Annotated in this window: 25 protein-coding genes and 1 pseudogene; 19 read left to right on the top strand and 7 right to left on the bottom strand. The window is 38.4% G+C overall.

The window, feature by feature from the left end:
• The first annotated feature begins 187 nt into the window (after positions 1-187).
• From N784_RS12330 to N784_RS12275, 12 genes are all read left to right on the top strand, one after another.
• On the top strand, positions 188-1,714 hold the full coding sequence (locus N784_RS12330) for an AbgT family transporter (protein ID WP_036835364.1): 1,527 nt from the start codon (positions 188-190) through the stop codon (positions 1,712-1,714).
• 318 nt (positions 1,715-2,032) lie between these two features.
• Positions 2,033-3,619 (top strand): L-lactate permease, encoded by a 1,587-nt coding sequence (locus N784_RS12325; protein WP_036835361.1) that lies wholly within the window; start codon positions 2,033-2,035, stop codon positions 3,617-3,619.
• A gap of 82 nt (positions 3,620-3,701) precedes the next feature.
• Positions 3,702-4,409, top strand: coding sequence for a FadR/GntR family transcriptional regulator (locus N784_RS12320; protein WP_036835359.1), 708 nt, complete (start codon positions 3,702-3,704; stop codon positions 4,407-4,409).
• A 99-nt stretch (positions 4,410-4,508) separates the two neighbouring features.
• Positions 4,509-5,225, top strand: coding sequence for a (Fe-S)-binding protein (locus tag N784_RS12315; RefSeq protein WP_036835353.1), 717 nt, complete (start codon positions 4,509-4,511; stop codon positions 5,223-5,225).
• A gap of 15 nt (positions 5,226-5,240) precedes the next feature.
• Positions 5,241-6,668: a LutB/LldF family L-lactate oxidation iron-sulfur protein gene (locus tag N784_RS12310; protein ID WP_036835351.1), complete on the top strand. Its 1,428-nt coding sequence runs from the start codon at positions 5,241-5,243 to the stop codon at positions 6,666-6,668.
• Positions 6,668-7,378, top strand: coding sequence for a LutC/YkgG family protein (locus tag N784_RS12305; protein WP_036835348.1), 711 nt, complete (start codon positions 6,668-6,670; stop codon positions 7,376-7,378). The genes N784_RS12310 and N784_RS12305 overlap by 1 nt, the downstream gene beginning before the upstream one ends.
• An 87-nt stretch (positions 7,379-7,465) precedes the next feature.
• A complete protein-coding gene (locus tag N784_RS12300) occupies positions 7,466-7,897 on the top strand; it encodes a ferritin-like domain-containing protein (protein ID WP_036835337.1) in 432 nt (143 codons plus the stop codon).
• 63 nt (positions 7,898-7,960) lie between these two features.
• On the top strand, positions 7,961-8,326 hold the full coding sequence (locus N784_RS12295; protein ID WP_036835336.1) for a VOC family protein: 366 nt from the start codon (positions 7,961-7,963) through the stop codon (positions 8,324-8,326).
• A gap of 141 nt (positions 8,327-8,467) precedes the next feature.
• Positions 8,468-8,935 (top strand): flavin reductase family protein, encoded by a 468-nt coding sequence (locus N784_RS12290; protein ID WP_036835334.1) that lies wholly within the window; start codon positions 8,468-8,470, stop codon positions 8,933-8,935.
• Between the two features lie 134 nt (positions 8,936-9,069).
• On the top strand, positions 9,070-9,288 hold the full coding sequence (locus N784_RS12285; RefSeq protein ID WP_036835333.1) for a hypothetical protein: 219 nt from the start codon (positions 9,070-9,072) through the stop codon (positions 9,286-9,288).
• A gap of 380 nt (positions 9,289-9,668) precedes the next feature.
• Positions 9,669-10,103, top strand: a complete 435-nt coding sequence (locus N784_RS12280) for a DUF5392 family protein (RefSeq protein ID WP_036835332.1) — start codon at positions 9,669-9,671, stop codon at positions 10,101-10,103.
• Positions 10,104-10,199: 96 nt separating this feature from the next.
• The gene (locus N784_RS12275; RefSeq protein WP_036835325.1) at positions 10,200-11,027 is read left to right on the top strand and encodes an aldo/keto reductase; all 828 of its coding nucleotides are present in this window, start codon (positions 10,200-10,202) and stop codon (positions 11,025-11,027) included.
• Positions 11,028-11,154: 127 nt separating this feature from the next.
• Here N784_RS12275 and N784_RS16365 read toward each other — a convergent pair.
• The 3 genes and pseudogenes from N784_RS16365 to N784_RS12265 all read right to left on the bottom strand — a co-directional run.
• A pseudogene (locus tag N784_RS16365) lies at positions 11,155-11,238 on the bottom strand (YjcZ family sporulation protein); the annotation flags it as partial.
• Between the two features lie 434 nt (positions 11,239-11,672).
• Positions 11,673-11,858, bottom strand: coding sequence for a 2-hydroxymuconate tautomerase (locus tag N784_RS12270; RefSeq protein ID WP_036835323.1), 186 nt, complete (start codon positions 11,856-11,858; stop codon positions 11,673-11,675).
• A gap of 137 nt (positions 11,859-11,995) precedes the next feature.
• Positions 11,996-13,054 carry an NAD(P)/FAD-dependent oxidoreductase gene (locus tag N784_RS12265; RefSeq protein ID WP_036835321.1) on the bottom strand — a complete coding sequence of 353 codons (1,059 nt, stop codon included), beginning with the start codon at positions 13,052-13,054 and terminating at the stop codon, positions 11,996-11,998.
• A 405-nt stretch (positions 13,055-13,459) separates the two neighbouring features.
• Here N784_RS12265 and N784_RS12260 point away from each other — a divergent pair, with 405 nt between their 5' ends.
• Positions 13,460-14,434 carry a sodium:calcium antiporter gene (locus N784_RS12260; protein WP_036835320.1) on the top strand — a complete coding sequence of 325 codons (975 nt, stop codon included), beginning with the start codon at positions 13,460-13,462 and terminating at the stop codon, positions 14,432-14,434.
• 59 nt (positions 14,435-14,493) lie between these two features.
• Here N784_RS12260 and N784_RS16030 read toward each other — a convergent pair whose 3' ends face one another.
• A complete protein-coding gene (locus N784_RS16030) occupies positions 14,494-15,234 on the bottom strand; it encodes a DUF7662 domain-containing protein (protein ID WP_052127302.1) in 741 nt (246 codons plus the stop codon).
• A 95-nt stretch (positions 15,235-15,329) separates the two neighbouring features.
• Here N784_RS16030 and N784_RS12250 point away from each other — a divergent pair, with 95 nt between their 5' ends.
• The 4 genes from N784_RS12250 (at position 15,330) to N784_RS12235 (ending at position 17,808) form a co-directional block, all read left to right on the top strand.
• Positions 15,330-15,554 (top strand): DUF3892 domain-containing protein, encoded by a 225-nt coding sequence (locus N784_RS12250; RefSeq protein ID WP_036835319.1) that lies wholly within the window; start codon positions 15,330-15,332, stop codon positions 15,552-15,554.
• A gap of 503 nt (positions 15,555-16,057) precedes the next feature.
• The gene (locus N784_RS12245; protein ID WP_036835318.1) at positions 16,058-16,417 is read left to right on the top strand and encodes a hypothetical protein; all 360 of its coding nucleotides are present in this window, start codon (positions 16,058-16,060) and stop codon (positions 16,415-16,417) included.
• Positions 16,418-16,532: 115 nt separating this feature from the next.
• On the top strand, positions 16,533-17,435 hold the full coding sequence (locus N784_RS12240) for a hypothetical protein (protein ID WP_036835316.1): 903 nt from the start codon (positions 16,533-16,535) through the stop codon (positions 17,433-17,435).
• A gap of 160 nt (positions 17,436-17,595) precedes the next feature.
• Entirely contained in the window at positions 17,596-17,808 is a 213-nt protein-coding gene (locus N784_RS12235) for a hypothetical protein (protein WP_036835314.1), read from the top strand.
• A gap of 35 nt (positions 17,809-17,843) precedes the next feature.
• On the opposite strand, the gene N784_RS12230 is transcribed toward N784_RS12235, so the two are convergent.
• The gene (locus N784_RS12230) at positions 17,844-18,845 is read right to left on the bottom strand and encodes a zinc-binding dehydrogenase (RefSeq protein WP_036835311.1); all 1,002 of its coding nucleotides are present in this window, start codon (positions 18,843-18,845) and stop codon (positions 17,844-17,846) included.
• Between the two features lie 329 nt (positions 18,846-19,174).
• Positions 19,175-19,348 carry a hypothetical protein gene (locus tag N784_RS16670; RefSeq protein WP_156965250.1) on the bottom strand — a complete coding sequence of 58 codons (174 nt, stop codon included), beginning with the start codon at positions 19,346-19,348 and terminating at the stop codon, positions 19,175-19,177.
• Between the two features lie 147 nt (positions 19,349-19,495).
• Here N784_RS16670 and N784_RS12225 point away from each other — a divergent pair, with 147 nt between their 5' ends.
• Both N784_RS12225 and N784_RS12220 read left to right on the top strand, forming a co-directional pair.
• Entirely contained in the window at positions 19,496-20,599 is a 1,104-nt protein-coding gene (locus N784_RS12225) for an NAD(P)/FAD-dependent oxidoreductase (RefSeq protein ID WP_036835310.1), read from the top strand.
• Between the two features lie 97 nt (positions 20,600-20,696).
• The gene (locus tag N784_RS12220; RefSeq protein WP_052127301.1) at positions 20,697-21,614 is read left to right on the top strand and encodes an EamA family transporter; all 918 of its coding nucleotides are present in this window, start codon (positions 20,697-20,699) and stop codon (positions 21,612-21,614) included.
• A 116-nt stretch (positions 21,615-21,730) separates the two neighbouring features.
• Here the strand turns inward: N784_RS12220 and N784_RS12215 are convergent, their stop codons facing one another.
• Positions 21,731-22,312: a class D sortase gene (locus N784_RS12215; protein ID WP_156965249.1), complete on the bottom strand. Its 582-nt coding sequence runs from the start codon at positions 22,310-22,312 to the stop codon at positions 21,731-21,733.
• Positions 22,313-22,330 lie beyond the last annotated feature (18 nt).

Raw genomic sequence — 22,330 nt, 5'->3', positions numbered from 1 at the left:
CGTGATAGGGAATAAAATTTTTTTGAAAAAATTTTATTTTAGAAATATCCCTATAAATTGGGCTTTTTTTAGCATAAACCGTGTTTTTGCAAAGAAAGTTCTTCTTTTGTAAATTCGTTGTAAACGGTATAATAATAATTGTGCGATTTTTTAACCTATTTTCATCATTTGCAGGAGGGTAAGATTCATGAGTAAACAACGAAAAGGGGCTTTTAAAAGCTTTCTCGATATGATTGAAAAAGTCGGGAACAAGCTACCTCACCCAATTACGCTGTTTGCGATTTTAGCTGGAATAGTACTTGTACTTTCTGCTGTTGTTTCATCTTTTGGAATTAAAGTAGAGCATCCAGGTAACGAAGGCGAAATCGTTGAAGTTAAAAACTTATTAAGTTCTGATGGTATTGAATATATTTTTACAAGCATGACAGATAACTTTATCGGATTTGCTCCGTTAGGAATTGTGTTGTTGACGATGATTGGGATCGGAATTGCCGAGCGTTCTGGACTAATTAGTGCAATGCTTCGTGGATTTGTTCAATCTGTGCCTAATAAGCTAGTGACAATAGGACTAGTATTTGCGGGTATTATGTCTAGTGTTGCATCAGATGCAGGATATGTTGTGTTACCACCACTTGGTGCAGTCATATTTGCGTCACTTGGTCGTCACCCATTAGCTGGTTTGGCAGCAGCATTTGCCAGTGTATCTGCTGGATTTAGTGCTAACCTATTATTGTCTGCAACAGACCCATTGTTGGGAGAGCTAACAATCGAAGCGGCCAAAATTATTGATCCAGCATATGCCGAAACTATGAACCTCGCAATGAACTATTACTTTATTGCTGTATCCGTATTCTTGTTAACATTTGTAGGTTCATGGGTTACGGAGAAGATTATTGTACCTCGCTTAGGTGAATATAAAGGCGATTACGTAGGTACGATGGACAAGCTAACGTCTATAGAGAAGAAGGGTATTGTGTGGTCGGTTGTTTCTGCAATAGTGACAGCTGCTATATTATCTCTATTAATCTTGCCAGAAAATGCACCGATGCGTGGTGAAGGTGGTTCAATTATTCAATCACCATTTATGAGTTCACTTGTACCCGTTATTACAATTATATTCTTTGTGCCTGGTTTAGTATATGGATTGGTAACGAAATCTATTAAGAATGATAAAGATGTTGCCAACCAATTATCTGATACGATGGCATCTATGGGAATGTTTATTGTACTTGCATTCACTGCAGGTCAGTTTGTAGCTTATTTTACGGAATCGAATATGGGGCTAGTGTTAGGTGTGTATGGTGCAGAATTCCTTCAAAGCATTAACTTATCTGGCATTCCTTTAATCATCGTGTTCATCGCTATATCTGCTTTCATTAACTTATTTATTGGAAGTGCATCAGCCAAATGGGCAATGATGGCACCAGTGTTCGTTCCGATTATGATGCAGCTAGGATATTCTCCTGAATTAACGCAAATGGCTTATCGTATTGCGGATTCTTCGACGAATATTATTACGCCACTTATGACGTACTTTGCAATTGTTATTGCATTCGCACAAAAGTATGATAAAAATATGGGAATTGGTACGATGATTTCCGTTATGGTACCATACTCCATTTTCTTCTTAATTAGTTGGACAATTATGTTAGTCGTTTGGATGTTGTTCGGTATTGATCTTGGACCGGGATCTCCGATTTTATACAATCCTTGATGAATGTATAGAAAAGCTTGTAGAAGCAATTGTGTTGCTTTCTACAAGCTTTTTTTTGTGAATTAATATCAAAATTCCACCATCTTCATCGGCATATAAATCAATTTATGTGGGGGAAAAGAAAGATAAATAAAGCCATTTCCTGTTGTTTTCTAATACAATTTTTAGATATATGTTGAAATGTTGAAAGCAAACGTTTACAATAGTTTATGATTCGGTCGTCAGATGACCGGAAAATATTATGGTAGGAAATATGAAAAGAAAAATGTTGAAAGCGTTTTATCGTATGATCAACGGGGGAATGGGAGGAAATTCATTATGGTATTATTGGCATCTTTGAGTGCAATTATTGCACCTTTCATTTTTTTGGTATTACTAAGAATGCCTGCTGTAAAAGGAATGTTTTATAGTGCGATTATTGTTATTTTATTCGCATTTAGTGTATGGGGAGTAGAAGGGAACGTTATATTTGCATCGATTTTGCAAGGTTCTCATAAAGCGCTAACCATACTATTAATTTTATTTGGAGCAATGGTTTTATTAGATACATTACGTAATACAGGAGCTGTAAACAGAATTAATCAAGGGTTCCGTAGTATTTCGAGCGATATGCGCGTGCAAGTCGTCATTGTTGCATTTCTATTTGGATCATTAATTGAAGGTGCCGCGGGATTTGGTACGCCTGCAGCTGTAACAGGTCCATTGATGGTTGCATTAGGTTTTACACCAATGGCAGCTGCTGCAATTGCCTTAATTGCGGATAGTTCTGCTGTATCATTTGGAGCTGTAGGGACACCAGTTCAAGTCGGTTTAAGTAACGTTCCAGGAGCAAATGAGGCATTGTTCCAAAGTGTAGGAGTAAAGATTACATTAATCGATTTAATCGGTGCAACGTTTGTACCTTTCATATTAGTATTTGTTCTAACGTTTTTCTTTGGTAAGAATAAAGGAATGAAAGAAGCTTTTCAATTATTGCCATGGACACTACTTATCGGTGCAACGTATTCAGTATCTGCTTTTGCGTACGCTTATTTATTTGGGCCTGAATTCGTTTCCATATTAGCTGCATTAACTGGTTTAATTGTGGCAACGTTAACGGCAAAACGAGGATTTCTTATTCCAGAGGATAAGTGGGTCGATGCACTGAAGGAAGGATATCAGGAAGAAACAGAGAAGTCTGAAATGGGCTTATTTACAGCTTGGTCTCCTTACTTAATCGTTGTTGTTCTTCTGCTTGCAACACGTATTATAGAACCTGTTAAAGCATTCACTTTAAAATATGTGGACCTTTCTTGGAATGGCATTTTAGGCATTGAAGGAATTGATTCTGCGTGGCAAGTATTATATTCACCAGGTACGATTTTAGTTGGTTCAGCTATATTAGCCGTATTTATTCAACGTAAATCGATTCGTAATTTCACAAAAGCTTCTAAGCAAACGTTAGGTGGAATGAAAAATGCTGGCTTAGCACTTGTTTCTACACTTGCATTAGTACAAGTCTTTACGAATTCGGGATTAAATGCGAATGATTTAGTCAGTATGCCACAACATATTGCAGAAACACTTGCAGCTGGATTTGGATCTATGTGGATATTTGTTGCACCGTTTTTAGGTGAATTAGGTTCTTTCATTACAGGTAGTGCAACAGTATCAACGTTAACATTCTCACCAGTTCAATACAGTATTGCGGCACAAACAGGGATGAATACCGATGTTGTATTAGCGTCACAGATTATGGGCTCTTCTGCAGGTAATATGATTTGTGTGCACAACGTTGTAGCTGCCACAGCTGTTGTTGGTTTGACTGGTAAAGAGGGAGACATTATTCGCAAAACAATAGGACCAGCATTATTGTACGGAGTTTTAGCAGGAATTGGTGGCTTTATTCTACTCATGATCTTTTAAGTAGTGTATAATAGAACGTTGAAGGGAATTGAATTCTTGTTAACAACGATTCATGTGTATGGATAGGCTGGAGGAAGAAGCTGTGGAGTATAAACAAATTCAAGCAAAGAAGATATATGAAGAAGTAGCTGATTCTTTGTTAGCTATGCTCAAAAATGGTTCTTTACAACCTGGGGATAAGCTGGAGTCCGTTGAACGTTTAGCAAAGAACTTTAACGTTGGCCGATCTGCGATTAGAGAAGCACTAAGTGCACTGCGAGCAATGGGTGTGCTAGAAATGAGGCAAGGAGAAGGGACATTTGTGAAGCAGTTTGACGCTTCAAGGTTTTCTGTCCCATTGTCTGTTGCTTTCTTAATGAAGCGAGAAAATGTAAAAGAATTGCTAGAGGTCCGAAAAATTTTAGAAATTGGGGTTGTAGAATCTGCTGTAAACAATCATACTAAAGAAGATTTACTTTCTATGAAGCAGGCGCTATATGAAATGGAACGAGCTGGAGGCAATGGTGATCTTGGCGAGAAAGCCGACCTAGAGTTTCATCTAGCTATTGCAAAAGCTAGCCATAATCATATGCTATACAACCTAATGCAAAGTGTTTCAGAGATTATGAAGGAAGCAATGCGAGAAACGAGACGACTATGGCTTTTTTCTGAGCAAAATATGCTAACTTTATTAGAAGAGCATTGGACAATCTATTACGCAATCGAACAATGCGATGACCAACTTGCCCAAAAATTAATGCTTAACCATTTAACAGGAGTCGAATCAGCGTTAGCAGATTATGTACAGTAGGTCATAGAAGATAAAGATATACTCTCTATAATGATAGAGGGTATGTCTTTTATCGAATTCATCAGATGACCTGTTTATTATGTAGAGGGGGATATTATCATGAAAGTATCTTTGTTTATTACGTGTCTTTGTGACGTAATGGCATCAGACGTAGGAAAAGATACCGTAGAAATTTTAGAACGTTTCGGATGTGAAGTAGATTTTCCAGAAGCGCAAACTTGCTGTGGGCAACCAGCATACAATAGTGGGCACGTAACGAAAGCGAAAGAGTCAATGAAGCAAATGATTCGTGCGTTTCAGTATTCAGAATACGTTGTTGGGCCGTCTGGTTCTTGTGTAGCCATGTTACATGAGTATGCGCATTTATTCAAGGATGATCCAGAATTTGCAAAACCGGCTCAGGAGCTTGCAAATAAATCGTATGAAATCACACAATTTTTGGTGGATGTGTTAGGGATAGAAGATGTCGGTGCAACATTTAATGCAAAAGTAACCTATCATCGCTCTTGTCATATGACACGCTTATTAGGGGTGAAAGATGCACCATATAGATTATTGAACAATGTAAAAGGATTAGAATTTGTTGAATTACCTATGTGCGAAGACTGTTGTGGATTTGGTGGGACATTTGCTGTAAAGAACTCTGCAATTTCTGAGCAAATGGTGAAAGAGAAGTCAGAGCACGTTACGGAAACAGGAGCAGAGTACTTAATTGGTGCTGATATGGGTTGTATGATGAATATCGGTGGTAGATTAAGTCGTGATGGTAAACCTGTAGAAGCGATTCATATTACGAAAGTACTTAATAGCATTTAAGGAAGGAGGACTATAATGGGAATTAAAATCGGTAACGCACCATTTAAAGAGCGTATTCAAGAAGGTATATCGAATGATTTTATGAGAGGTGCTGTATCTTCTGCACAAGGCCGCATGCGAACAGGTCGATTAACGGCAGCAGAAGAGTTAGGTGATTGGGAAGACTGGCGTGTATTGGGAGAAGAAATACGTTCTCACACGCTAACAAACCTTGACTATTACCTCCAACAGTTAAGTGATCAAGTAGTAAAACGTGGAGGTAAAGTATTCTTTGCTCAGACAGCCGAAGAAGCAAATGAATATGTACAAAACGTTATTAAGCAAAAGAACGCAAAGAAAATTGTAAAGTCTAAGTCAATGGTTACAGAAGAAATTGGCTTAAATGCAGCCATTGAACAAGCTGGTGCAGAAGTAATTGAAACGGATTTAGGAGAATGGATACTGCAATTAGACGACCATGATCCACCATCCCATATCGTTACACCAGCACTGCATAAAAATAAAGAACAAATTCGTGATACGTTTGCGGAGAAAAAAGGGTATGATAAATCGAGCAAGCCCGAAGAGTTAGCGGCATTTGCTCGCGAGCAATTACGGGAAGACTTTTTAACAGCGGATGTAGGGATTACAGGGTGTAACTTCGCTGTTGCAGAGTCTGGTGCAGTCACCCTTGTCACGAACGAAGGTAACGCGCGCTTAGCAACGTCTTTACCAGATACTCAAATCTCTGTAATGGGTATGGAACGTATTGTACCAACTTGGGAAGATCTGGACATTGTTGTTAGTTTGTTAACGCGTGCAGCAGTAGGTCAGAAGTTAACTAGTTATGTGACGGCGATAACAGGTACTCGTTTAGAGGAAGAAGTCGATGGACCTGAAGATTATCATTTAGTCATTGTCGATAACGGCCGTTCGAATATTCTTGGTACGGAATTCCAGTCTGCCTTACATTGTATTCGTTGTGCTGCTTGTATTAACGTATGTCCTGTTTACCGTCATGTTGGTGGTCATTCATATGGTTCTATCTATCCCGGTCCAATTGGTGCCGTTTTAACACCTTTATTGGATGGTTATGACAATCATAAAGAGTTGCCATATGCGTCGACATTATGTGCTGCATGTACGGAAGCATGTCCGGTAAGAATTCCACTTCACGAGCATTTAATTCGTCACCGTGAAATTATTGTGGAAAAGGAAAATAAAGCACCAGCTTCGGAAAAGTTGATGATGGAAGGATTCGCTAAATGGGGGTCCCATCCAGCAGCTTATAAGTTAAGTGCAAAAATGGCTCGTACAGCTTTAAAACCTTGGACTAAAGATGAGAAAATCACAAATGGCCCAGGACCTTTAAAAGGTTGGACAGACGTTCGAGACTTCCCTGCACCAAGTAAACAATCTTTCCGAGCTTGGTTTAAGTCACGTGAAAAGGGAGGCAATAAATAATGAGCATCCAAAATCGAGAAGCATTTTTAAATAATGTTGCGAGTAAACTAGGAAGAAATCGCCTGACAGAACCTGTTGAGCGTCCAACGTATAGTGTGCAACCACAGTGGCGCGTATTTGCGGGGCAGAGCCAAGATGAGCTAGTCAACCGTCTAGAAGAACAATGTGAGAAAATCCATACAGTTATGAAGCGGACAACGTTGGAGAACTTGAATGCAACATTGACAGCAGCACTGGAGGACTATAACGGACAATCCATTGTAGCAGCAAAAGATGAGCGCAATGAACAATTCGGTTTATCGTCCTATTATGCAAGTTTAAAGGAACAAGGCAAAGACGTGCATGTATGGGATGTTTCTAAAGGAAAAGAAAACATTGCTATCGCTGAAAAAGCAGATGTCGGTATTACCTTTAGTGATATTACGCTTGCAGAGTCAGGAACCGTAACATTGTTTAACAATAAGGGTAATGGTCGTTCTATTAGTTTGCTCCCTCAAACGTACATTGCCGTTATCCCGAAGAGTACGATTGTTCCCCGTATGTCCGGCGCAGGGAAACATATTCATGAAGCGAACCAAGAAGGGCATGATGTATCTTCTTGTGTCAGCTTTATAACAGGACCAAGTAATAGCGCGGATATTGAAATGAATTTAATTGTTGGTGTACATGGACCGGTGAAAGCAACATATATAGTGGTTGAAGATATGTAATATAAAAAAGGCACTTTTTCAAGGTGCCTTTTTTTGTATAGAGGGGTTTGTTTGTATTCATACTAAGAAAAAGGAGGGATAGCGCGCATGGAAAAAACAAACATATTGAAAACGCTGAATAAGTTTTTACAAGGGCAGTATATGGGAATACACGCATATGAGGACTACATACAAAAGGTAAATGATCATTATGTGCGGAAAGAATTCCAAGCGATTCAACAACAGCATAAACGAAACGCAGAACAAGTAGCAGAGCATATTCAAAACCTTGGGGGTAAACCTGTAGATGATGAAGGATTCGTTGGTGCTGTGACTGGATTTATTGGCCGGTTTCAAATTCCGGATGATACAGATGAAATCGTTCGTAGTGCTCTAAAAGGGGAAACTAAATATGGAATAGAGATGTCTGAAGAAATGGTCGCCGGTAAATTAGACAAAGAGAGCCGCAGAATCATTAAAGAAATAATAGACATGAACCGTAAACATGTGGAGATATTAAATCAAATGAAACATAGGTGATGCAATAAGTAGAACTATAAAAAATTTACTGATATGCTGTATGTACAAAGGGGAGGAGATTAAATGATCAAGGGGATGCATCACGTACAAATAACTATTCCTATAGGGAAAGAGGAAGCTGCAAGGCAATTTTATTGTGGGATTCTTGGCTTAACGGAATTAACAAAGCCACCATCTCTTCAAGGTCGAGGGGGCTTCTGGCTACAAGTAGGGGATAGAGAAGTACACATTGGAACGGAGACTGGATTTGATCGATATTCTACGAAGGCTCACATCGCATATGAAGTGGAAGATATACAGTGGTGGCGAGAAAACCTGGAGCAACATACCATTAAGATAACAGATGCTATTCCTATACCTTCTTATGAGCGTTTTGAATTTCGCGATCCATTTGGCAATAGGGTGGAAATGATAGAGAAAATAAAGTAACTCCTGCTTGAGCATTCGCGATGCATAGTTACGCCATACGTGCTACACTAAAAAAACAGATAATTTAATTTAATTAAAGGGAATCGTATAGAAACCCATTTGAAGAGCAAGTCAACATTTATTATTTTGGAGGGATAGTGGATGGATGATCGCTTATTTAAAACAGCTATGAGCAAATTTGCTACTGGAGTAACCGTCATCACAACAGAAGTAAATGGAGAGGTACACGGGATGACAGCAAATGCTTTCATGTCTGTATCACTTGATCCAAAACTCATCGTCGTATCTGTTGCTCATAAAGCGCGTATGCATGACTATTTAAAGCAGTCTGATTCCTTTGCAGTTACTATTTTATCTGAAGCTCAACAACACTTGTCAACATACTTTGCTGGGAAAAGAAAAGAGGATCAGAGTGTAGCTTTTGACCGATTTGAGCAACTTCCAATCTTGAAAGATGCAGTAGTCAATATTGTTTGCTCGCAATATGCAAACCACGTTGCAGGTGATCACACGTTATTTATTGGAGAAGTTAGTAATATACAACTATCCGACCAAGCTCCACTGGCATATTTCTCTGGTAAATACGGAACCGTTCAAATTGCGGAATAAGTGATTGGTGCTTTCATTTCGCAATATGTATGGAAAGGACGTAAAAGACCATCTCCATGTCAATTATTGTCTATTATTTTTCGTTGTCATTTACTGCATAGCCACATATAATGGTGCAAAAAGGGGGATGCTGTATGGGCCTTTTTGTACCAATTGTGTCCGTTGCTATCTTCATCATTGTTATTGGATCGGTAAAATGGAAAGATCACTGGAAGACTAAACCGCACGCAAAAGTGCAAAAGTGGGAAGGAGAAACAGAGGAACAAATTCGAAAGCGTAAAAGAAAAGGAGAGCCTTTCATCGAGTTTCAAAAAAGATATCATCAAGCAGGACCATTTCAATACAACAGATAGGCAAAATAACCAAGCTTATAAATTGACTATATTCCACTCGCATTATATAATAGAATCAAATAGCATATTCCTTTAAGGGGAGTAGCTTTAACATTAAAGTCGTCATTACAGAGGATTCCTCTCGGCTTTAGTGGCAACGAGTGTTGTTAGCAAGACCTTACCTTCCGTTGGTATAGGTCATTTTTTGTTTTTTTACGACTTATACGTTAGTGTAGGTCGTTTTTTAATAGTTGTAACAACAAGGGAAATAAGTGGAAAAGGGTGAGGGACGATATAGTTATAGGTAGCGTTAATCGAAGAAAAACGTTTATGAAGCTGCTAAATAAGGAATACAATGAATAAGAAGAATAAATGTTCCAAAATAAGGGGGAACGGTTATTATGAATTTTATGAACTTGCCAAAATATATGGAAATTGAATTAGAGAAGATGAATGAAACGATTCAACCACTATTGAAAAAAGTTAGTAAATATACATTTGGGTCAGTACTGCTTATTAGTTTTGCCATATTTAACTTGATTTCGGTCATGTTCTATGGAGAGAGTACTCCAACCACTTTATCTTTAATCATACTAGCTTTTGTTGGTGCGTTTGGTATGGCTTTAAATAAGGAGAAAAAGGTGTATAAGCAAGAGATTAATCAAAAGGGCAACGAGTATATTATGGGGCGTATGAAAAATAGTCGCACCCTATCCGAACAACGCATCGATCATTATATAAAAGATGTAAAGCAGCAAAATACGTTAGCCCTTAACCTTTTCTACAGTTTTTTAACGGAAGAAGAGGAAGTAAAGAATAAAGCTTTATATGGATAATGGTTAAACCCTCTAGACACTAGAGGGTTTATTCTTTGAAATTATTTAAGTTTTCGTGATATTGTTGGGATAAGTAAGAGAAGGAGGAGTAAATATATGAGCCATTTACAAGATACAATTTCCTTACATAATGGTGTGCAAATGCCACGTCTTGGACTAGGTGTGTTTAAAGTTGAGGATGGGGAGGAAGTGATTCATTCTGTGAAGACTGCGTTAGCACACGGTTATAGAAGCATTGATACAGCAGCAGTGTATCAAAATGAAGAAGGGGTAGGGCAAGCTATCCGCGAATCAGGTATAGCGCGTGAAGAATTATTTGTGACCTCTAAGTTATGGAATGCGGATCAAGGGTATGAGTCTGCATTACAAGCTTTTGAAACGACTATGGATAAGCTAGGGCTTGAGTACCTTGATTTGTATTTAATCCACTGGCCTGTAGAAGGGAAATATAAAGATTCGTGGCGAGCTTTAGAGAGGTTATATCAAGAAGGTAAAATTCGTGCAATTGGGGTTAGTAACTTTCAAGTCCATCATTTAGAGGATATTGTAAATGATGCTTCGGTAAAGCCGATGGTCAATCAAATTGAACTACATCCGAAGCTAACACAGCAACAAGTACGTTCCTATTGTCAAGAACAAAATATTATTGTAGAGGCTTGGAGTCCTTTAATGCAAGGGGAAATTTTACAAGAGCCACTAATAAAAGAACTCGCACAAAAATATGAAAAATCACCTGCTCAAATTGTCATTCGTTGGGACTTACAAATAGGTATTGTTACAATTCCGAAATCTACGAAGACTCATCGTATTCATGAAAATGCTGATGTATATGATTTTACTTTAACCGAGGAAGAAGTAGCTAGCATCTCTGCATTAAATGAAGACCATCGTGTTGGACCACATCCAGATCATTTCGATTTCTAAAGGAACAAGAAGAAAGCACCTGTGACTCCAGGTGACTTTTTTTGTGAAGAGCAAGTTCCATATTTATGAATCATCAAGAAAGAAAGAAAATCTCACCCCGAAGGCAGGGGTAAGACGCTAGTTCCTATTAGTAAAAGCACGTTGCTCCAACAATAATAAGCAAAATAAATAACACGACAATTAGCACGAAACTACTGCCACCATACCCGTAGCCACCACCACAGCCATAGCCGAATCCACCGTATCCAAAGCCCATCATCGATTACTCCTTTCTCCATTCATATTTGATCAAGAGAATGAAGACGGTATTGCACTCTCTTTGTCACATTTTATTATGTCATTACAAAAAATGTATAGGTGAAAACACGACTTTTTCATAAGATGAGCAAAGCGTCTAGTTTTATTTCCATAAATAATTTAAACCAATTATTACGTTTAATAGAAAAGTGGGTGGTAAATGTCATGGGAAGACGATAGAGAGGGATAACTCATCGTTAAAGCTGAACGAGTTGTCGTTTGCGGAGCGGAAAAAGATAGAAATTACAACAAGTTTTGAAGTCGAGGGGCACGTTGGAGATTTAAGTTGAAGAAGGAGTTCACCACATCTCATAAGGATAGAAAGCGACGAACTCCTATTTATTAATGTTATTGATCGCTTAGTCGTTTTCCGCCCACAGCATAGTGATTCTTAGGCATATCTTCCAGAAACACGACTACTTTCTCTTTAGGTGCTCCGCTCGTTTCAGATACTGCTTCTGTAACCTTTTCTACGAGTGCTTTTTTCTGTTCGTCTGTTCTACCTTCAAGCATTTTAACTGTTACGTATGGCATATCTCATTCGCTCCTTCGTTATATTATGTAGGAAATGTTGCTTCTTAATTATACAGTAGTTAACAACGGTTTGCTAACGGATTATGGAATGAAAAACTGGCATCTTGCATGGAATATATGCCAGTTTTTGGGTGTCGTTAATTTTGGAATTTGTGATACCATAGTACGCCGGTTTTTATAACACGAGGTAAGATGCCCTTTAAAGGAGAAGAGAATGTTAATCCAAACCCATCTTGTTTACCTAAAGATCCTAACGTCCCTTTAATTACAATTTTGCTAGGCTTCTTCGGAGTTCGTCCTTTTAACGTACTGATAAGCACGTCTGCAATTTGTTTCCCTTGTTGTTGGGCTAATTGTGCACTAGGAGGCAAATATAAACTAGCGCAATCCCCACTAACGTATATGTTAGGGTAGGTTGGAATTTGGTGATAGTCATTTACGATAATTCTACCAGCTTTGTCTTTTTCTACTTCAAGTTTTTCAATTATTTTACTTGGTTTAATGCCAGCTGTCCAAATGGTAGCATCACTTAACAAACACGTACCTGCATTACATAAAATGTCTGGCTCGACATAATCTACTTGTGATTCATAAACGAGCTCTACGTCATGTTCATCAAACCACTCTATAGCATGTTGTTGAATGGATTCTGGGAAAGTGCGTAAAATACTTGGACCACGATCAAGTAACCGTACATTCAAATCAGGTCTACTTTCACGAAGTTCGGACGCCATTTCAACGCCACTAAGACCACCACCAACAATGGTAGCGGTTCCATAATTCTTCATGTTATTAACTGCTTCATAGGTTTGACGAGCTCTGTTGATTGTTGAAATTTTGTACGTATGCTCACTTGCACCGTCAATACCATGGAAATTATCCTCTGATCCTAATCCAAGAATTAGATAATCATAATATTGCTTCTCGGCATGACGTAGAAACACAGCCTGTTGTTCCAAATTAATTTGTACTATTTCATCCGCAATTACAGTTAGTTGTTCATGCTTTGGAAAGCTAGCTCTTATATCTTTTTCTGCAATTGTTCCAGCTGCCAAAGCGTAAAATTCTGTCTTCATAGAATGATAAGGATTTCGGTCAATTAATGTAATCATTGTCTCATCATCAATGTGTGGTAGTAGTTGTTGAGCAATCTTTAACCCTCCATAACCGCCACCTAAAATCACGATACGGTTCATACAAATCACCTCTTATTATGTATCAATCCCCACTACATTGTATCATTTATCCAAGATTATGAAAGGAAAAACACGAAAAATTTTAAAAAGTTAAAAAGGATTTGGTGGCACAAAATGATAGTTATTATTAAAAAAATATCGTACAATTTGACTTATTTACATAGTTATAACTTTTATGTACGCTTAGTATATAGTAAACTACATTATGGTAGTCTTATCATTTTTTCTAGCATACATATGGGAATTCTATTTCAAGGGGAGTAGCGACCGTTTCACCGGCTGATGAATCGTCAACACGGTAGTAAGTTTACCTGGTTCATCGGGCTGAAATGTAGGTTTCAGTTTGCAAGACCTTGGTACAATATTCGTGCTAGGGGTTTTTAAACTGGTGGAAAGGGGATATTTATGGTTTATTTGTCGTTTTTGGTCTCAGCAGTTATTGTTGTCGTTGCTGCCGTTTATTTAAATACGTTCGGTGACGTAATTAGTAGGAAATCATCGTTAAGTGGGGCTGTTGTTGGTACTTTTTTAATTGCTGGAGCGACTTCATTGCCAGAATTAACAACGAGTTTAACGGCTGTATATATTGATAATACCGATATTGCAGTAGGGAACATGTTAGGAAGTAACGTATTTAACTTGTTAATTATTGCTGTGATGGATATTTTCTATCGAAGAAGAAAATTGTATCATCATGTTGATGTAAGGGAGAATTTGTCAACTGCAATTGTCGGATTACTGTTTGCAGGGATTATTGTGCTTGCCCTTCTTATTCCAGGCTCTTACACTGTTTTCAATATTGGAGTCGAAATGATTGTTATTGTGCTGTTGTATATTATGTACGTGCGTTTTACTAGTTCTCAAAGTGGAGAAAAAGAGGTAGAACAAGAGGAAGACGTGCTTGAGAAGGATTACTCCAAGCGTACGGCGATTATCGGATTTATCATAGCTGCGTTAGTTGTATTTATCGCAGGTAGTGTGTTATCTATATCTGGTGATCAATTGGCGAAGATTTCAGGATTAAATGCAAGCTTCGTAGGTAACTTTTTGATTGCAGCGGCGACATCACTACCAGAATTAGTAGCCGTAATGGCAGCGATAAAAATGTTTAACTATAGTATTGCGTTAGGGTCCATACTAGGTAGTAATTTGTTTAATTTGCAAATACTAGCCATAACAGACGCATTGTATCGCGAGGATGCTATATTAAAGGATGTCGATGTAACGAATAGTTATACAGCTATTCTCGGGATGGTAATGACATTGTTTGTTATTTATAATTTATTGAGAAAGAAAGAAATCGATCATGTATGGAGGTACGCCCTTCCTTCCATTATCGTCACGGCAATGTACTTTGTCGTATCGTTTCTCATGTTTTAAATATAAAAGCCTTGAGGAAATCTATCTTTTCCTTAAGGCTTTTGTAATGTTCCTAGTACTTAGTTTGACTTTTTTTCAAAAAGAACATAACGTCCTAATATGCACTTTTTCACACGGTAATGTGCACGGATCCATGATTTCGCTTGTGTATGTTGCACGTTATTACCCCACCATGAAGAAAGTATATATGCGGAATGAGGTAGTGGTTGTTGAAGAATGGCTTCTATTTCAGTAAATGTCAGCCATTCATATGCAGTATCAATTCTATTTAAATAATCAAAGATTCGCCCGTATTTCCCTGTAGTATGTGAAGGGAAAGAAATGTTCGAATGTATATTATCGTACCAATCTAACTCGTGTGGACAATTCCATGATGGTTTAAAGCGCTTTTGGAGAAAGTGAGTTAGGAGAGGAGTGTGGTACGTTTCGTGGAAAAGCAATTGAACGGAAGCTCCTTGATAAAATTCCTGCAACAGTTTGGCGTTTATTTCATGCGTATCAGAGAGGTACGCATCTTTTGGGATAGATCCGAAGCCTTCATTGATGTCACGACTTAAGTTCATAGTGTCTGCAATATAAGAGATTCTATCGTTTATGACAAGGGCATATACACCGCTCCTTTCATTTGGTGGAATAGTAAACGTGCAGTAAGGGCCTTGGCGATAAGGGTGTACGGCTTTTGTGATTTTTTTATCTTCCGTAATTGTAGGTATGTATTCAATCACACGTCCTTGTTCATTTTTTAAAGGTTCTAAAGTCGTGATGAGTTCAAAAGGAATACGTTCAAGCTGATAGCCCATTTTCTAACTCCCCCTTTTCTATGGATTGTACCATATAGGTGCCATACATATGTTGATAAAGATTGGGAAACTTAACAGCAAGAGGAGGAGATAAGATGGCAAATCATATTGTAGCTGTACGGAAAAATGGGCAAGGAAGTATTATTAAGATGAAGTTGTCAAACGGGCAAGTTGTGGATTATAAAGAAGCACAGCAAATGGCTCGTGACGGGCAACTTGCACATGTAGATTTAATTAAAGGAAAAGATGGAGCGGATCATTTGCGCAGTGAGCCTGATGGAGACTCGTCCAACAATTTATCTAATCTGCCTTTGTTTTGATTGAAATCCAGAAAGTGGATCAACGCTTTCTGGATTTCATGTAGTATATTTTTGCACGCGGTGTCATAAGATTGTAATAACACACCCCAGCAACAGGTTTGAACTTGATGAGAGGGGAGAGGTTATGAATTATGTAGCCTTTGCATTGTTCATGATAAGCTGTGTTTGTTGTAGGGTGGATGTATACTCTTGTCAGGCGATGTGACACAACGCATTCCCATCGTCTATTTGCGGAAATGTCAACTAGTTGTTAAGGTTCTTTCGTTTTCATTTTTCCTCCTATTGACTCTGTCTCTATCGATGAGGCAGAGTCTTTTGTCTGTTTTTTGATGTCTTTCCTTAAAAGAAAAATGTTAAGGCTAATTAAAAATATACATAAAACCATTTCGTTCAAGTAAAAAATATGATTTAATCCATATTAAGGACTTATTTATGTCTTGTTCGTTTTCTTTTTTATCGAGAAGAGAGGACGAATGTGATGGCTTCTAACAGGAGGTAGGAAGATGATCTCTTTTATACAATATTTAGGGGAGCAGTTTGATGTAGAACTGATGGAATTAGCTCAATGGGGGGATCCCAATGAGTTACGTCAGCCGAGAGAACTTGAACCATTGCAGGCTGTCGCGTTATATGAGTTTATGAAGATGGATTGGAAGAAAGATGATTTAGAAATATGGATTTGGATTCAAGAGAAATGGGACGAATACAAGTTAGGCATCGCCCCTTCCAATTTGTCTGTGATATACGGGAGTACGTACTTTAATTGTTTACAAAAAGGTAGCGGTCTTGTCGTATGGATGGAATTATTTGAAGAATTAGTATTACGCGTGTTGAAACAAAAATTAGAATACGACTTTCAATGAGAAAGGCCTCGTTCTTATAATAGAACTTGGTCTTTTTTTATTCATTTCATACAGACACTATACGACCGTCTATACATATGATAATGGTGATATGTCTATATAGGAGGATAGAAAAATGAAGGCGTGTATGAGGAAGCTCGACATATACCCACAACCATTTATGAACCTGTCGATTTGTCATAAGACCAATCAAACATTTTTTCGGACCAATCCTTTGTTAACTAAATGCAACGAATTAGAAGAGGGGATACAAGCGTTGCAACAATGGAAAACATGTCAGCAAGAAATTACGTCACAATTACTTTGTTATTTAAACGGTTTAGAATCGCAGGTTGGTAAAATGGAAGATAAATATCAAGATGTACTAAGAACAATGAAGCAGCAATTTGTTTTTTTAAACGCGCAAGTCGATGATATTCATGTGAAGATGAATGAATATGAGGAGCGCAGTGAGTTGATGACTCAACAAATCAACCAACAAAAAAAAGCTCAAACGACATTAGATAGACAGTTAATAGAAAATATTCAACAGCATTACAAAATGATACAACGTATACAAGAGCAAGAGCAGAGGCATGAGGAATTGGAAGAGCAGCTTCACAAGCAAGAAGTGAAACGAAGAGAAGTAGCGAACCAGCTCCTCTTACAAGAAAAGATGCAAGAAAAATTAGAAAATCATCTCCGTGAGCAAGAGCAGCAACAAGAAATAGTGATGGGCGAAGTGAATCACATACAAGAAGAGCTGTTACAGGAAAAAGAAGAGAGGAAGAAAACGGAGGAAGTAAAAAAACATCCACATGAAGAAATTCAAGCTTTATTTAGTTATGTCAGTCCTATTAGTGAAATGCTTACTAAACTTCCTCCGAATTATCCCGTTGATACTTTATATTTAGGGGGAAAAGAGGTTCATGTTTCGAATTTCGTAAAAATATTACCGAATCTAGGTGTTGCTCATTTTCGCAACGGAGAGAAGTTAATTACGGTAGATTATCATAGTGTTCATGGGGTGAAGTGGTGAAAGCAACCTGTTTGTGTTTAATAGGTTGCTTCTCCATTTTTTATAGGAATCTATCTATTTTAAAGAATAATAGGTTTTCTAATTATACATAAATAATCCCTCCTCAATATATTGAAGTGTAGCCTGAGCTCAGGCGAAAAAATTTAGAGGAGGAATAGACATGGGAGATTATAATCATTCAAACTATTTTTGTGAGGTATTATCTGGATTACCACCTTATTATCCAGTAGACAAAGTAGTTGTAGATGGTGTCACAATTGAAGTTACTCACTTTGTAAGTATCGATCCTAACACAGGTTTAGCATTTTTCTTAAATGGCGGTGGCTTACAACAAATTGATTGTAAAGAAATTCAGGCGATCGATTGGACTTAATGTAGAGAAGGGTAGGAGAGAGTTTATGCTCTCTTCTACTCGCTTTTACATATTTCAATAGCAATTTTCCCGAATTGTTCGGCTTCTTCTATTCGAGTCAGTGCCTTTTTTGCTTCATGTAAAGGAAATACTTGATCGATTACTGGCTTAATTTTATGTTTGTTCACAAAGGCTAGCATTTCTTTAAATTCGTCGTGACTTCCCATTGTGGAGCCAAGCAAATTATACTGGCCGTAGAAAAAGTGTCGTATATTTAAATTAATGTGATCTCCTGCTGATGCACCAAATGTGACCATGGTACCACCTGGTCGTAGTTGGTTAAGAGATTTGTTGAAAGTGGCTGCTCCTACTGTTTCAATAACGATATCTACTTGTTCCCCTTGAAGCTGTTTATCCCAATCCAGACTACTATCGATGGTGATGTCTGCCCCTAATTGTAATGCTTTCTCTCGTTTGTAAGGAGAGCGTGATGTGACGATGGTTCGAGCTCCGATAGCGTTAGCGAATAGTAGCAAGAAGGTGACGGCACCACTTCCTACACCCGGTAACAGAATTGTGTCTCCTGCTTTCGCTTTAGCTCTTGTGAATAACGCTCGATAAGCCGTTAAAGCTGCAAGAGGTAGGACGCCAGCTTCTTCCCACGTGAGGTGTTCTGGTTTTGGCTCAACACTCGAAGCAGGTACGGTAATGTATTCAGCAAATGTACCGTGATTTGGGGAACCTATTATTTGAAAGGTAGCTGGTGGAGCATCACTTTTCGTTTGCCAGCCAAGTGCAGCGTTTATCACGACTTCATCGCCTATGTGAATGTTGGAAACGTCCTTGCCGATAGCATCAATTACACCAGCCCCATCTGAACCAATAATAAGTGGAGGCTTTGATGGATCATGCTGTTCTACAATAAATAAATCTCGATGATTAATTCCTGCATAATTTAATTTTATTCGTACTTCATTCGCTTTAGGGACTGGCGCTTCTACTTGTTTCACGCCTGTTCCTGCTAAACCTTTTGCACTTTCATGAACAAATGCTTTCATGTCATCGCTCCCTTTTTACAAGATTATATCTATTGTAACTGTTTTTTTATTTTTCTGTCATTTAATGCGATTGAATTGTTCAAGAGAATTTCTAAGCGAATGCTTTTACTATTGTTCGATTGTATAGGTTTTGAAACTATTGGGAGAGTGGAATCGTTATTTGAACATTTGATACAAGCTAAATTCTTAGAAGTTGTTCTGGCTGCTTCTTTAAAGGAGGGCGTCGTTCGGAAACGATTCGGCTATCGGCTATGTACACCATATATAATCGTAACAACCGTCGTGATGACTCGTCGCATCCTTCTATATATTAAAAAAGGGGCGGCGTATCAATCACCACCCCCTTCCTCACCATCATCAGATTCATCTGTTTGTTGTGTATGTTCAGATTCATCGTAAGGGACAAATCCATTATTGCGATGACTTCCTGAACGGTTTGCTAGTTTGACGGCTACAGCGATCAGTATCATGAGTGTAAATAAGACATATAAGACCATATCCATTAGACTCACCTCTTATTGATACGTATGAAGAAATGGAAGAAAGTATTCGAATGAATCGTTTTTTTATATGAATTGTAAGATGCACGTACGTCTAGTACAATAATGAGATAGCAAGCATCGGAAAATCAAAGTAAGCAGGTGTAAATCATGAATAAGTATGTCATAATAGGGGCCGGCATTCTAGGTGCATCTACCGCCTACCATTTAACGAAACAGGGTGCTAAAGTCGTTATTGTGGACAGGGAACATGTTGGACAAGCAACGGAAGCAGCGGCTGGGATTGTATGTCCTTGGCTAACGAAACGGCGTAATAATGATTGGTATCGTCTTGTAACAGGTGGTGCTGCCTACTATCCTTCGCTAGTAGAAATGTTGAAAGAAGACGGGGAAACCGAAACAGGCTATGCCCAAGTTGGTGCGATAAATATTTTTTCAAAAGAAGAGATGCTTAACAACAAAATGAAGGTGGCATTAGAAAGAAAAGAGCGTAATCCGGAAATGGGAGAGATTACGAAGCTCAATATAGAAGAAACGAATGAGCTATTCCCGTTATTGGCTCCAGAGTATGGAGCTGTGCACATTAGTGGTGGTGCTCGCGTAAATGGTGCGGCGTTAAGAGATGCTCTCATTCGTGCCGCAGTAAAAAATGGAGCCACATATATCAAAGGGGAGGCTACTTTAGTAAAGAAGGGGAATAGGCTAGTCGGTGCAAGCGTTCATGGGGAGACAATTTATGCTGATGCTGTAATTGTTGCAGCTGGAGCTTGGGGAAAGCAATTGTTAGAACCAATCGATGTACATATTCCTATTTCCTATGAAAAAGCCCAGATTGTTCATTTACATATACCCAATAATATAGAGACGAAAGATTGGCCGGTCGTTATGCCACCATTCGGGCAATATTTTTTAACGTTTGCCGGTGGTAAAATCGTGATTGGAGCAACGGCGGAACATCTCGTACAAGACACTCGTGTTACGATAAGGGGAGTTCATGAGATTATGAACAAAGCATTAAAAGTTGCACCAGGTTTTGCTTCGTGCATGTATGTGCAAACGAAAGTAGGGTTTAGACCGTTTATTCCTCAATCAACGCCAGTAGCTTACCCTGTTCCGAACATAGATAACCTATACGTAGCCAATGGATTAGGTGCTTCTGGCTTAACAGCTGGCCCGTTTTTAGGAAAGGAATTAGCGCATTCTATCCTGGAATTACCTACTGAAATCGATATGTCGTTATACGCTAGAGGTTAAAGGTCAACTAACAAAAAAGGTGGTTAGTTGATAGAAGTGGGACTTAATAGTTAATAAAAAGAATATTGCTTAAACGCTGTAATAGGAGAATGAACTCATGGAAACAGATCGAAAAAAGTTAAAATATATATTTGCCGTTTTAATTGGCTCTTGTTCTTATGGCTTATTGTCCACAATTGTTAAACTGGCGTATGCGGAAGGAATTAGTCCGGCAGTCGCTACGGTTGGTCAGTTTTTCGTCGGGTGGGTTATTTTATTCGTGTTATTATTACTTGCAAAACAGGTTAATCGCATTTCAATAAAAGAAAAAGTGACTTTAATGGTAGCTGGTGTGCCAACTGGATTAGTAGGAGTGTTTTATTATCAGTCATTAGTGACCATTGATGCGTCGATTGCCATTATTCTATTATTTCAATTCGTTTGGATCGGGATTGTATTAGACAGTGTTATCCATAAAAGGTTACCAGAGAGAGTAACTGTTTTTTCAATCGCCATCTTATTTTTAGGAACGGCTTTAGGTAGCGGCGGATCGTGGGAACAGTTAATGACCTCGCTTGATTGGCGTGGATTTATATTTGGTATACTTGCTGCCATTTGTTTTTCTTTATTTATTATGTCGAATGCAAAGGTTTCAACTCAGTTATCGCCTGTTCAGCGTAGTTTTTATATGGTGTCAGGGAGCTTGGTGACAGTTGTTCTCATCTTTATCCCGCAATTGGTCAGCATTGAACTAAATTCTTTCGTTGCACTAGGATGGAAAGGAATATTGTTAGGTTTCTTCGGAGTATTCATCCCGCCATTTTTGTTTGCTTATGGCATGCCGAATATCGGGTCAACACTTGGAAGTATACTAGGATCAGCAGAACTCCCGGTCGCTGTATTATCTTCGATGTTAGTGCTACAAGAAAGCGTATCATGGTTACAGTGGATAGGGGTTCTTCTCATCTTAGTTGCCATCGTTATCCCGAATGTGAAGAGGAGACACTCAAAAAAAGTGCAGTATAAAGAAGCCTAAAAGAAAAAGATAAAAAGCCCTTTAATCTAGTTCTAAGTTTAGAACGGATTGGAAGGGTTTTTTTAGATAAATGAATACTGTTCAAAAGAAGAAGCTATCTTTATGTAGTGGCAATTTTATTTTGATTCATCGATACGCTTTGCATACATAATGTAACGGTCTGGCGCGTCACCAATGTAGGAGAATGGGTAACACGTCGTAACGATTAATTCTTCTTCCTGATCTTGTAATGTAATCACGCTTTCATCATCGGCAGGGACTATTTCTGTTTCGACCATTTCATACGTGTATGTGCCATATGGAAGTTCAACCTCAAATGTATCCCCGAGATCTAACTCTCCTATTTGACGGAATACCGTGTCACGATGTCCTGACAATACGATTTGGCCGTTTTCTTCTGGATAGTAGCTTCCTTTGTAGTGTCCGACACCTTTGGCTAAGTCATTTGGATCCGTGCCTTCTATAATCGGTAATTCTGCATTTAACTTAGGGATAGACAATAACCCGACAGACGCCCCTTGATCAGGAATAAAGCGATCATCATCAAGTTGAGTAGCTGGATTAGAACCGGCATCTATATATTGTTGCGCTTCTTCTAAGGACTGATTCGTTTGTGCGTGCGTATTGTATAATTCTATGAGCGCATAAGAAACGAATGCTACTCCGACAATAATAAACAAGTAGGATAACTTTTTCATAAACATGCGTCTCCTTAT

The sequence above is a fragment of the Pontibacillus litoralis JSM 072002 genome, from assembly GCF_000775615.1.
Lineage (GTDB): Bacteria > Bacillota > Bacilli > Bacillales > BH030062 > Pontibacillus > Pontibacillus litoralis.
Note: the sequence above shows the minus strand (reverse complement) of the source record. Positions and strands in the feature narration are given on the sequence as shown.